Origin of the sequence: Vibrio glycogenivorans, from assembly GCF_051660965.1 — a bacterium.
Lineage (GTDB): Bacteria > Pseudomonadota > Gammaproteobacteria > Enterobacterales > Vibrionaceae > Vibrio.
On record NZ_JBPVIS010000003.1, the window covers coordinates 389,521 to 402,127 of the forward strand.

Sequence of the window (12,607 nt, forward strand, 5' to 3'; positions counted from 1 at the left end):
ATACAGCCACCTCTATAGAGGTGGCTTAAACACAGATAGAGGTAAACCATGTCTGAAACAAGATTTCCTGATGGCTTTCTTTGGGGTGGCGCGATTGCGGCAAACCAATCTGAGGGCGCTTACCGTGAAGGCGGTAAAGGACTAACCACAGTTGATATGATCCCTTATGGCGTCAACCGCATGCCAATCAAGCTCGGTCAGGTTGATAGCGTTGAGCTAGACAACAGTGAGTTCTACCCAAGCCACAATGCGATCGACTTTTACCATCGCTATAAGGAAGACATTGCACTGCTAGCCGAGATGGGCTTTAAAGTCTTTCGTATGTCAATCGCTTGGGCGCGTATCTTCCCTAATGGTGACGAAGAAACGCCAAACCAAGCCGGTATCGATTTCTACCTCGACGTGTTTAAAGAGTGTAAGAAGTACGGCATTGAGCCACTGGTGACCCTGTGTCACTTTGATGTGCCAATGCACCTAGTCAACGAATATGGCTCATGGCGCAATCGCAAGATGATCAGCTTCTTCGAGCGCTACGCCCGAACCTGTTTTGAGGCCTTTGATGGCCTGGTTAAGCACTGGCTGACCTTCAATGAGATCAACATTCTGCTCGCTAGCCCATTCTCTGGCGCAGGTCTGCTGTTCCAAGAAGGCGAGAATCACGATCAGGTTAAGTACCAAGCCGCACACCATGAGTTGGTTGCCAGCGCGTTGGTGACCAAAATCGCGCATGAGATCAACCCAGAGAACCAAGTAGGCTGTATGTTGGCCGGCGGTAACTTCTACCCATACTCATGCAAGCCAGAAGATGTGTTTACTGCGATGCAAAAAGATCGCGAAAACCTATTCTTTATCGATGTGCAATCTCGCGGCTACTACCCGTCTTACGCCCAAAAAGTATTTGACGACAAAGGCGTTAAGCTTGAGATCGAGCCTGAAGATCATGAGATCCTCAAAAACACCGTCGATTTTATCTCGTTTAGTTACTACGCCTCTCGCTGCGCTTCAGCCGATATGAATGAGGGCAACACCAGTGCTGCTAATGTGGTGAAATCGATCAAAAACCCACACCTCGACGCCAGTGATTGGGGCTGGGTGATTGATCCGCTAGGTCTGCGTATCACCATGAACACCCTATTTGATCGTTACCAAAAGCCGCTGTTCTTGGTTGAGAACGGGCTGGGTGCGAAAGATACGCCAGATGCAAACGGCGAGATTAACGATGATTATCGTATCGATTATTTGCGCGCACATGTTGAAGCGATGAGTGATGCGATTGCCGATGGTGTGCCTTTGATGGGTTATACACCGTGGGGCTGTATCGACTTAGTCGCGGCCTCAACCGGTGAAATGAGCAAGCGTTATGGCTTTATCTATGTAGATCGCGATAACGCAGGCAACGGTAGCTTGGATCGTACCCCCAAGAAATCCTTCTACTGGTATAAAAAAGTCATTGAAAGCAATGGCGAGAAATTAGACTAGCTCCACTCTATTCTCAATCAGAAATATCCTGATGCCGATAAGTATTTCTTATCGGCTTTTTTTTGCTTGATTTACTTTAAGTGGGTGCGTTTACTGATCGCATAATGATCACAATGATTAAAACGGGCAAACTCCTCTAACGCTTTAGCCAAGGCTTGCTCAAAATCATCGGGATTGATAAGTGATGGCTCGATAAATAGATGGCTGACCTCCAATCGTGCTTGTTTCCGATGTGCTTTGCAGTCGATTCGAGCGACCAATCGCCCATCCCACAAAACCGGTAAACAAAAATAACCATACTGCCTTTTGTTCGCTGGCACATAACACTCAAGAAGGTAATCAAAGCAAAATAGATCTCTTAGCCTATTGCGCTGAATAATGAAATTATCGAAGGGTGAGAGAATTTTTACCGCCTTACGCGCAAGCCGTCTCTCAAGAAATTGGAGTGAGTCGGGTAGTAGGTAATATACCTCATGATTGACCGACACTGGCATTACCTCATGACTTTCAATCATCTCATTCAGAGCGACTTGAACATCCGATTTCACGCCTTTAAGCAGATAAACCATCTCTGCTAGCCTTGCAAGGCCCTGCGTTTTGAGGGTATTGATAATCAAAAATCGGGCATGCTCTTGTGCACTGGGAACCGAGTTGTCGATATCACTCGGCAACACGCGCTCAGTCAGGTCATAGACTTTGTGAAAATTGCGCCGCTCACTGATCATCAAGTCGCCCTGCATGTAGAGCATCTCAAGCGCCTGTTTGGTTGGCCGACTCTCCCACCCCGTTTTCTTGATCACCCTGGATTCAAAATCCTTGGCCATCAACGGCCCATCAGCGCGAATCCGGCTAAGCAGCTGCGACATCAACTTGTGATCTTTTTTAAACCAATGCCCCTGCTTATCTGATTGAATCGCGTGTTTTCTTGGCAGTGAAAAGCGAAAGTCTCGCATTGTCAGATAAGAGGCCGCATGAGACCAATACTCAAACACTCGCCTTTCTTGCACCATGCGATCGAGGTGAGTCAGTTGATAAGCAGGGTTACGACTCCATAAGGTATGATGATGGGCACGCTGAACGACCGAGATGGTATCAATCTGTACGTAGCCCAAATTATCCATCACCTGGACTGTTTTTTGATAGCTGGTGCCTTTTAAGCTTGATGACGGAAGTCCCTGTGCGAGTAGGGCAAGCTTTTGTGCTTGCGGTAATGAGAGAGATTCCATCTTGCCCTCGGTCGATGACGGTCAAAGTGCGTGGGTAAAGTGTAAGCTTAGTCAGATGCCAGCATTTGATACAAAGATGAGAATATTTGAGGGGTTATTTCTTCTTCCCCTGCTCCACCAGCTTTTCATGCCATGCGTTGTTGCCGTCTTTCTTGCTCACATCGTACTCGGCGCAAAACTGTGAAATCGTCATGTTGTTGTCACCAGTGGCCAGCTTCAACGCTAGTTCCACGCGCTGCAAGCGCCCTTGCAGGCGTAAGATCTGTCCCGCTTGAGGGCTTTTTTCTTTTGCGTACTTCAGCGCTGCATGTTTGCGCTCGGCAGCCCCTGCTCGGCGATCCGCTTCACCAAGAAGGTGTTTTAGCTGGGCCACGCTTTTCCCTCTCTTAAAAGCCGGCTCGATCAACTCAACACACTCTTCAAAAGTAGGCTCTTCAGTATAGGGATCGATCTTATGAGCGAGTTGACGCATCCACTCGAGTGCACGTTGTTCATCTGACATAATGACGCCCTTGCAATTAAAAAAAGTCCTTATACCACAGTCTACTAGTTAACAGCTAGAGAGTAAGTGCAGGTTCATCACACCCGCGCCTTTTATGCGACAGAAAAAAGGCGGTCAACTGGGTTAACCGCCGTGAAAAGCTATTCAATCTTGCTCAAGCATAGGTTAGTTTGTCGGTGCCCACACTCGGTAATTCACTGTCACATCTTCCGGTGCATAGATCACCAAAGGAATTTTTGAGTTGTAATTGTAAAGCTCGCCACGCCCCGCAAACACCTCACGCTCGACCACTTCGGTGTTATCACATGCCATCATGGTTGATGCTACACCGGTATCAGCTGAAACCTTGTAGTAGCTGTATCCCCAGCCTTGAACTGTGCCTTTGTCGATACTGCTTGCCAGCGCAAGGCGGTTGCACGTATCTGTTGTTTCAACGGTTTTGCTTACAACAATTTCAATCAGGCGATCAGTTTCTTGTTCGAACTGCTCGAGCACAAAGGTATGTTTCACCAGACCATCAATCTGCTCTGGATACATGTGGTCAACAGGCTTGTCATTACTAAAGGCAGTCGCTGACAGAAGAAGCGTGGTAATACCTACCATTGATTTTTTGAACATAGTTTGTCCTTTTGATTATTGTTGTGAATGCGAACACTCACTTTTTTAAGTACATCGAGCGCGGATTATACACGCGCTACTTAATAACAGTTACACATAGGACAAACGGTTTTCGTTAAAGTTGCGTAGCCAATGTCAGGCTTTTGTCAACGATAAAGGCATTATGCCAAGATGGCCCGAATGGTATAAGAGACAAGCAACAAACACCCGACACTGGCGATCCAAATACCAATAAACCACAGTAGTTTTCGCATTGTTCTGTTCATTATCAGTGATACCCCTCTCCGTGCTTAAGCTTGCCGCGAAATACCCAGTAAGAGTAGGCGGTATAAGCGATGATCACTGGTAGCAAAATCGCCGCACCGACAAGCAGGAACTTGAGGCTCGAGTCCGGGCCCGCGGTCTGTTGGTAAGTCAAGGCAAAAGGAACCAAATAGGGATAAGTACTCACGCCAAAGCCCAAGGAAGAGATAACAAACAAGCCTATGCCGTAAAGGTAGGCGCGCAGGGGCTTGTGCTCGGTTAGCGCAGAGAATAGCTTCCAGATACACAGGCCAGCAGCAATTGGGATTAGCACGAATAAGACAATATTGGGAAAGCTAAACCAACGCTGCAGCACTAGCTCATTGCTTATCGGTAGCCAAAGGCTGACAAATACCACGCACCCCACCATAGCGAGCCCCCAGCGCTTGGCTATCGCATAGTAGCGTCCAACCAAATCATCGGGCAGCTTCATAATAAGCCAACAAGCGCCAAGCAAGGTATAAGCACACATAAGCCCAAGGGCGCAGAAGACACTGAATGGTGTCAACCAATCAAACCAACTGCCTGAGAACGCCCGCCCCTCAACCGAGATTCCCTGCAGCATAGTGCCTAGCATCACGCCTTGCATCAAGGTTGCCATCAAGGAGCCAAAGAAAAACGCCCCATCCCAAAGAAACTTGCCGCGCTTGGTGCGAAAGCGATACTCAAACGACACACCGCGCAGAATAAGACCGAGCAACATTATGATCAGCGGCGCGTAAAGCGCTGGCATCAGTACCGCGTAGGCAAGCGGAAAGACCGCAAACAGCCCGCCACCACCTAGGACTAGCCAGGTTTCATTGCCATCCCATACAGGGGCAACACTGTTCATCATCATGTCACGTTCGTTGTCACTGTGGGCACTGGGAAATAGAATTCCGATGCCGAGATCAAAGCCATCAAGCACGACGTAAATCAATACCGCTAATCCAATCAAACCATACCAAATCAATGCATAATCCATATCGGACTCCTTTACGGTAAATGGTTGGAGTGAGTGACCACTGGCGCGTCACTGCCATCGGGTAAACGTGCGTCCAAGGACTGCTCGTATTTCGAGGGTGATTTTTTCATTAGCCGCAGCAGATAGAAAAAGCCGCAGCCAAAAACAATAAAATACACCACGATAAACGCGGTTAAGGACACGCTTATCGCAGCAGCATCAATCGGTGATGCAGAATCGGTGGTAGTCAGTAGTCCGTACACGGTGTACGGCTGTCGCCCGACCTCGGTCGTCACCCAACCTGCCAACACGGCAATAAAGCCGGCAGGTCCGAAGGCGGTGCAGAGTCGCAAGAACCATGGCTTTTCAAAGAGTTGGCTTTTTTTACGTAGCCACAAGCTATACAGCCCAATTGCTAGCATGGCAAAGCCGATGCCAACCATGATTCTAAAGCTCCAGAACACGATGCTAACCGGCGGGTGCTGCTCTGGTGGAAACGCATCCAACCCCTGGACGGTACCGTTGAGATCGTGCGTCAGGATCAGACTACCAAGCTTGGGGATTTCTATCGCATAGTCGACTCTCTGCTCCTGCTCATTAGGCAAGCCGAACAGTATCAAGGGCGCACCCTGGTGAGTCTCAAAGTGGCCCTCCATCGCAGCGACTTTAGCTGGCTGGTGCTCTAGGGTGTTAAGTCCATGCATATCACCAGCAATGATTTGCAAGGGAGTCACAATCGCCGCCATCCACATCGCCATCGAGAACATGGTTCTTGCTAGAGGGTTTTTGGGCGTCTTAAGCAGATGATAAGCCCCCACCGCCGCGACCACGAACGCCGTGGTCAGATAAGCGGCGAACAACATGTGTACTAAGCGGTACGGAAATGATGGATTGAACACAATCTCAAACCAGTCTTCGGGAACGAACTGACCCGCCTCGTTGATCGAATAGCCGGCTGGGGTCTGCATCCAGCTGTTGACTGACAATATCCAAAACGCAGAGAGGAAGGTGCCGAACGCAACCACACAAGTCGAGGCAAAGTGGATCTTCTTACCAACTCGCTCCATGCCAAATAACATCACGCCAAGGAACCCTGCCTCGAGGAAAAAGGCTGTGAACACCTCGTAGCCCATCAGCGGGCCAAGCACTGGACCCGTTTTATCGGCAAACACGCTCCAGTTGGTGCCAAATTGGTAGCTGAGCACGATGCCACTGACCACCCCCATACCGAAGCTGATGGCAAAGATTTTAAGCCAATACTTGTAAAGCTGAATGTATTTATCTTGACCGGTTTTCAGCCACAAGCCTTCAAGCACAGCTAAATAGCTAGCAAGCCCGATGGTAAAAGCAGGAAAAATGATGTGAAAAGAGACAGTAAAAGCAAACTGAAACCGAGCCAGATCGATTGCGAGTGTGTCCATTGGGCATACCTCAGTGGTCGCGACCTAGTTTATACGCGCTAAGCAGAGACTTTGTTCAAACACAATTACCTGTATCGACCAAGTGCAATCTGAACTAACCCTATCTCTTCGATAGCAACATCAAAATGCTGACCAACCGAAAACCGTCGAGCAATTGCAATGCGAAAGCAAGCTGGGTAATTTTTAAGCAAAGCGAAATCCAATCGGCATAAAACGTTAACCTATTTGACATTTTCCCCACATCCAAGTGCAACAAAGCGCGTAGAGAATAGCCTTAAACGAAACAAACGAACCCTCGTTAGAAACTCACATTGAGAATGATATAAGGAAAGAACCATGAACAAGCTAATGCTAGCAGGATTGCTATCAGCGACGATTTCCAGCACAGCGTTTGCTGCCACTGAGATCACGTTTTGGCACGCGATGGGCGGTCAACTGGGTGATACAGTGAATCAGATCGCAAGCGACTTCAATGCTTCACAAGATGACTACAAGATCACCCCTATCTACAAGGGTGAGTACACTGAAACGCTAACGGCTGGTATCGCAGCTTTCCGCGCGGGTGAAGCGCCGAACATTCTGCAAGTGTTTGACGCAGGCGCAGCGACAATCATGAATGCGCCAGGCGTGGCCAAGCCAGTGCAAGATATCTTGGTCGAGTCAGGTTATGACTTCAATGCAGAGAACTACCTAGCGGGCGTGCGTAACTTCTACGCGGACAATCAAGGCAAAATGGTCGGTATGCCGTTCAACAGCTCAACGCCAGTGCTTTACTTTAACAAAGACATTCTCGATGAGGTCGGCGTTGAAGCGCCAAAGACTTACGAAGATCTAGAGGTGGTTGCTGCGAAACTGAAAGCGGCTGGCTACGCGACCTTCTCGCAATCTTTGACACCGTGGATCATGTTTGAGAACTTCAAGTCTCGCCATAACCTACCACTCTCAGACAAGCAAAACGGCTACGAGGGCCTCCCAACTGAGATCCACTTTGGTACCGAAGACATGCAGATGCACGTCAGTAAGCTTAAAGAGTGGTCAGATAAGGGCTACTACAAGTACTACGGCAGTGACTGGGATTCTAACCAAACCCCATTTGAGCGCCAAGACGTCGCAATGTGGATGGGGTCATCAGGCTCTTTCGGCGGTCTGCGTAACCGCGTTGAGTTTGAGATGGGCACCACCTACCTGCCTTATTGGGAATCCGTTGCTGAGCAAGGTAGCCACACCTTTATCGGTGGTGCAGCGCTGTTCGCACTTAACGGTCACGATAAGAAGCAAGACGATGCCGTTGCGGCCTTCTTTGCTTACCTGACCGAGCCAGAGACGCAGATGTACTGGCACAAGACAACCGGCTACGTTCCTGTCACCAACGCCGCCTACGATCTGACTAAAAAATCTGGCTACTACAACGAAGCGCCTGATGCCGAAGTTGGCGTTCTCCAGCTAAGCCTTCCTGAGGGTGAGTGGACGAAGGGTTACCGCCTTGGTTTCTACCCACAAATTCGCGAAATCATGCACCGCGAGTTCGACAACATTTTCGCTGGCCAATCGTCTGTTGAAGACAGCCTGAAGAAAGTGGATGTTGAGAGTGCCCGCCTACTGCAACGCTTTGCGCGTACAGTGAAGTAATCGCACGGCTTATCTTCGCCCTCACCTCGGTGAGGGCGCTTGTGTTTGTTCTCACATAGGAACATTAATGTGAATCGTCGACAACAATTCAGCCATAGCCCCTTGGCGTACCTATTGCTGGCTCCGCAGATTGCCATCATTGCGGTGTTTTTTATCTACCCAGCAGCGCAGGCCGTTTATCTCTCTTTTATGCTCGAAGACCCATGGGGTATGTCTTCGACTTTTGTCGGTCTGGAAAACTATCAAATGCTGCTCGAGTCGAGCGATTACCTCAACTCGGTGGTTTTCACCGTGCTGTTTGCCTTTACGGTTTCACTGCTCTCGCTGAGCATCGCTTTATTACTCGCCGTGAAAGCTGACACCGTACTGCACGGACAAGGCCCGTACAAGGTTACTCTGACTTGGGTCTACGCGGTGGCCCCAGCGGTTGCCGGGATCATGGGCGCATTCCTGTTTAATCCCCACTTTGGCACCCTGACCGAGCTGTTTGCCAAGATTGGCTGGAAGTTCAGTTTTCAAACCGACCCGTTTGATGCCACGCTGGCGCTGATCATGGTATCGGTGTGGAAGCAGGTCTCGGTTAACTTTATCTATTTCCTTGCCGGCCTGCAGTCGATCTCTTACGCCGTGCGTGAGGCCGCAATGCTTGATTGTGTTTCTGATCGCAAGCGCTTTTGGACCATCACCTTTCCACTCTTGGCGCCAACCGGCTTCTTCTTGCTGGTAATCAACTTAGTCTACGCCTTCTTCGATACCTTTGGCGTGATTGACACCATGACCTCCGGCGGCCCGGGTGGCAACACCACGTCCTTGGTTTACAAGGTTTATCGTGATGGATTTGTCGGTGCGGATCTTGGCGGCAGCTCGGCTCAGTCGGTGGTTCTGCTCCTGTTGGTGTTGACCCTGACTTACTTACAATTCCGCTTTGTCGAAAAGCGTGTTCACTACTAAGGGCCTGGAATGAAAAGCAATAAAATCTCAGACCATATTATCTTGATCCTCGGCGCGCTGTTCATGCTTGCGCCGATATGGTTGATCTTCGCCAGCTCAACCCACCACCCAAATACTATCGTCAGTGAAGGCCTACAGATAACGCTTGGCGATAATCTTGTCGGTATCTATCGCGAGGCATGGCAAACCAGCCTCGGATTTTCAGATGCGGTCACCGCCAAAACCATGATCACCAACTCGATGATCATGGGGCTCGGTTTTGCACTCGGTAAAATCCTTATCGCCATCATCGCCGCCTATGCACTGGTGTACTTTCGCTTGCCTTATGCCACGGCTTGGTTTTGGCTGATCTTTGTCACCCTGCTATTGCCGCTTGAGGTGCGCATTATTCCGTCGTATGAAATCGTCGCTAAAATGGGCATGCTCAACAGCTACTCTGGGCTGATTTTCCCACTGATTGCCTCGGCCACGGCGACATTTTTCTTCCGCCAGTTTTTTAAGACTATTCCAGACGAACTGATGGAGGCCGCGCAGCTTGATAACGCAGGTCCGATCCGTTTTCTTATCGATATCGTTCTGCCGCTATCCAAAACCATGATGGCTGCAATCTTTATCATCATGTTTGTTGACGGCTGGAACCAGTATCTGTGGCCAATCATGATGACCACTGATGAGAGCTACAACACTATCGTGATGGGCATAAAGCAGATCATGAATAACATCAGTGAAGCAAGCCTCCCCCGCTACGACTATGCCTTTGCCATGGTCATCTTCGCCATGCTACCACCGATCCTGGTGGTGGTGGTCTTCCAACGTTGGTTTGTAAAAGGACTCGTAGAAAGTGAAAAATAATCAGCCACACACTCAATCAGCTCAAGTTGTCACCATGCATAATCCATCGACGGAGGCGAGTATGCTAAGCCTTAAACAACTGGTTAAAACCTATGAAAATGGCCATCAGGCGGTCAAGGGCGTCGATCTGGAGATCAAAAAAGGCGAATTTTTGGTTCTAGTAGGCCCCTCTGGCTGCGGTAAATCCTCGATCCTGCGCTCAATCGCGGGTCTTGAGTCGATCACCAGTGGTGAGATCCACCTCGGCGGACGTCGAGTCGATACCGAGAAACCGGCGCTGCGTGACATCGCGATGGTGTTTCAAAACTACGCGCTTTACCCTCATATGACGGTGTATAACAACCTTGCCTACGGCCTTAAAAACCGTGGTGTCGATAAAGCCACGATTCAAAGCAAGATCGAACAGGTGGCCAAGACACTGAAGATTGAGGAATACCTCGATCGCAAGCCGGCAAAACTCTCCGGTGGCCAGCGCCAACGCGTGGCAATGGGGCGCGCCATCGTTCGCTCACCGCAACTGTTCTTATTTGATGAGCCATTATCGAACCTCGATGCAGCGCTGCGTGCCCATATGCGCTTGGAGATCAAAAAGCTCCAACGCGAACTTGGGGTCACCAGTGTCTATGTCACCCACGATCAGGTCGAAGCAATGACACTCGCCGATCGCATCGTGGTATTAAACAGTGGCAAGATTGAACAAATTGGCTCCCCATCAGAGGTTTATCACCAACCAGCAAGTCGCTTTGTGGCGAACTTTATCGGTAGTCCAGCGATGAACTTCTTACCCGCCACCCTTGAGCTGGGTCATCTGAACATCGGTGATCAAAGCCTATTCTTACCCGAGTTTGCCGATATCAGTCTCGGCAATATCAGTGTTGGAATTCGCCCAGAAACCGCAATGCTTGAGCGTGAGGAAACGAGTCAAATCGAACTGGCCATGGACATCAGCGTCGTAGAGCCGCTAGGACCAAACCAACTTGTGCATGGTAAGGTCAATGGAGAACAGTTTATTGCCGTGACACCAGAGCTTGAGATAGACGCAAGTCGATCGCTCGCACTGCATGTCAGCCGTCAACACTTGCACTTGTTTGACCATAGTGGCAAGCGCCTAAACGTCGATGAGCCGTCCATCTCAGCTGCGCAGCAAGCGATCGCCTAGTTGTGGGGTTTAGCCGTGTCGTTATCAGCAAGACAAAAAGCGATCTTGACCTTTCTCGGTGAAACCAATGGGGTGCTCTCAAGCACCCTGCTCTCCGAGCGATTCTCTGTTTCAGTGCAGACGATTCGTAAAGATCTTAACGATCTGCACGATAAAGGGATGGTTCGCCGAGTGCATGGCGGTGTAACGCTGCTGACCGAAAATGACAATTTGTCGTTCTCCAATCGTGAAGTAGTGAACCTCAGCGCCAAACAGGCCATCGCTCGGCGCATCGTTCAAGAGTTGCCCGAAGGAACCAGTATCTTTCTCGGTATTGGTACCACCCCAAAACAGGTCGCTCATGAGCTACTGGATCACCCCGGGCTCACTGTGGTAACCAATAACATCAATGCCGCCTCGATACTAAGCCGCAACCCAAATCTCAGCGTGCATCTCGCTGGAGGTCAGGTTCGTCCATCAGACGAGGATACCGTGGGGGAGGCCGCCACCAACTTCTACAGGCGCTTCTATATCAAAGTAGGGATCTTTGGCGTTGGCGGTTTGACTCCGCAGGGGCAGTTACTTGATTTTACGCCGGAAGAGGCGGATCTTTCTCGAGCCATCATGGAGCAAAGCCATCAATGTTGGGTGGTCGCGGATAAGAGCAAATTGGGTCGCTACGCGCCTATCGTCAGTGGTAAGCTTGCGCAGGTAGACAAACTGTTTGTTGATCAAGCATCCGACAAGTTTCAACACTTATGTAAGATAAACCAGGTTGAGCTGATCGCTGCCAACCCAGAATAAAGTAAAGGAATTCATATGACTGCGATGATCGTGGGTCACCGAGGCGTAGCGGGTCACTACCCAGAGAACACCAAGGTAAGCATTTTAGCGGCTATCGAGCTTGGTTTAAAATGGGTGGAGATAGATGTTCAGCCCACCAAGGACAATATCTTGGTCGTGTGCCACGACCACACCATCAATCGCTGCAGCAACGGCAATGGTCGAGTCGATAGCTATACCCTGGCTGAGCTCGAGCAGTTCGACTTTGGTGGTTGGTTCGATTCTAAGTTCGCTGGTGAGCCAATTTTAACCCTAGAAGCGCTACTCAAACTGGCCGCAGCGCACGACATTGGCCTTAACATCGAAGTCAAAGTCGACCGACATGATGTCGCTCTGGTCGCCTCTCAGCTCAAAGCCCAACTGGACGCCTCTCCGCTTGAGCAAGATAAGGTGATTCTATCGAGTTTCAGTCACGATATTATGCGCCAGCTCTACCAGCACTGTCCGGGGTATAAACTTGGTGTTTTGAGTGAGCGATTACGTAAAAAAGACTGGCGTCTCTTAGAAGAAATAAATGCGTTTAGTTGCCACTTGAATCACCGTTGGACCGCCAAGCGTCACGTCACCCGCCTACAAAGTGCCGGTTATCAGGTTTGGTGCTATACCATCAATAACCCCGCTCACCTAAAGCACATTGCTATGGTTGATGCCGTATTCAGTGACTATCCGAGTCGGTTTCGTTAACCAGTCCTCAAATATGTG

12 protein-coding genes are annotated in these 12,607 nt (G+C 49.7%); 7 read left to right on the forward strand and 5 right to left on the reverse strand.

Going from position 1 to position 12,607, the window contains the following annotated elements:
- The first annotated feature begins 48 nt into the window (after positions 1–48).
- Positions 49–1,479, forward strand: a complete 1,431-nt coding sequence (locus ACSTTG_RS09770) for a 6-phospho-beta-glucosidase (protein WP_438474663.1) — start codon at positions 49–51, stop codon at positions 1,477–1,479.
- 71 nt (positions 1,480–1,550) lie between these two features.
- On the opposite strand, the gene ACSTTG_RS09775 is transcribed toward ACSTTG_RS09770, so the two are convergent.
- From ACSTTG_RS09775 to ACSTTG_RS09795, 5 genes are all read right to left on the reverse strand, one after another.
- A complete protein-coding gene (locus ACSTTG_RS09775) occupies positions 1,551–2,705 on the reverse strand; it encodes a winged helix-turn-helix domain-containing protein (protein ID WP_438474664.1) in 1,155 nt (384 codons plus the stop codon).
- Between the two features lie 94 nt (positions 2,706–2,799).
- Complete coding sequence (locus tag ACSTTG_RS09780; protein ID WP_438458595.1) at positions 2,800–3,207, reverse strand: hypothetical protein; 408 nt, start codon at positions 3,205–3,207, stop codon at positions 2,800–2,802.
- Positions 3,208–3,372: 165 nt separating this feature from the next.
- Positions 3,373–3,825, reverse strand: coding sequence for an ecotin family protein (locus ACSTTG_RS09785; RefSeq protein WP_438458594.1), 453 nt, complete (start codon positions 3,823–3,825; stop codon positions 3,373–3,375).
- 268 nt (positions 3,826–4,093) lie between these two features.
- A complete protein-coding gene (gene cydB / locus ACSTTG_RS09790) occupies positions 4,094–5,092 on the reverse strand; it encodes a cytochrome d ubiquinol oxidase subunit II (RefSeq protein ID WP_438458593.1) in 999 nt (332 codons plus the stop codon).
- 11 nt (positions 5,093–5,103) lie between these two features.
- Positions 5,104–6,492, reverse strand: coding sequence for a cytochrome ubiquinol oxidase subunit I (locus ACSTTG_RS09795; RefSeq protein WP_438474665.1), 1,389 nt, complete (start codon positions 6,490–6,492; stop codon positions 5,104–5,106).
- Between the two features lie 336 nt (positions 6,493–6,828).
- Between ACSTTG_RS09795 and ACSTTG_RS09800 the strand changes: the two genes are divergently transcribed.
- From ACSTTG_RS09800 to ACSTTG_RS09825, 6 genes are all read left to right on the forward strand, one after another.
- On the forward strand, positions 6,829–8,121 hold the full coding sequence (locus ACSTTG_RS09800; RefSeq protein ID WP_438458591.1) for an extracellular solute-binding protein: 1,293 nt from the start codon (positions 6,829–6,831) through the stop codon (positions 8,119–8,121).
- A 69-nt stretch (positions 8,122–8,190) separates the two neighbouring features.
- Complete coding sequence (locus ACSTTG_RS09805; RefSeq protein ID WP_438474666.1) at positions 8,191–9,072, forward strand: ABC transporter permease subunit; 882 nt, start codon at positions 8,191–8,193, stop codon at positions 9,070–9,072.
- Positions 9,073–9,081: 9 nt separating this feature from the next.
- On the forward strand, positions 9,082–9,924 hold the full coding sequence (gene ugpE / locus ACSTTG_RS09810) for a sn-glycerol-3-phosphate ABC transporter permease UgpE (RefSeq protein ID WP_438474668.1): 843 nt from the start codon (positions 9,082–9,084) through the stop codon (positions 9,922–9,924).
- Complete coding sequence (gene ugpC, locus ACSTTG_RS09815) at positions 9,914–11,083, forward strand: sn-glycerol-3-phosphate ABC transporter ATP-binding protein UgpC (protein ID WP_438474669.1); 1,170 nt, start codon at positions 9,914–9,916, stop codon at positions 11,081–11,083. The genes ugpE and ugpC overlap by 11 nt, the downstream gene beginning before the upstream one ends.
- Before the next feature lie 15 nt (positions 11,084–11,098).
- Positions 11,099–11,866, forward strand: a complete 768-nt coding sequence (locus ACSTTG_RS09820) for a DeoR/GlpR family DNA-binding transcription regulator (RefSeq protein WP_438474670.1) — start codon at positions 11,099–11,101, stop codon at positions 11,864–11,866.
- A 15-nt stretch (positions 11,867–11,881) separates the two neighbouring features.
- Positions 11,882–12,589: a glycerophosphodiester phosphodiesterase family protein gene (locus tag ACSTTG_RS09825; RefSeq protein WP_438474671.1), complete on the forward strand. Its 708-nt coding sequence runs from the start codon at positions 11,882–11,884 to the stop codon at positions 12,587–12,589.
- The last annotated feature ends 18 nt before the right edge of the window (positions 12,590–12,607 follow it).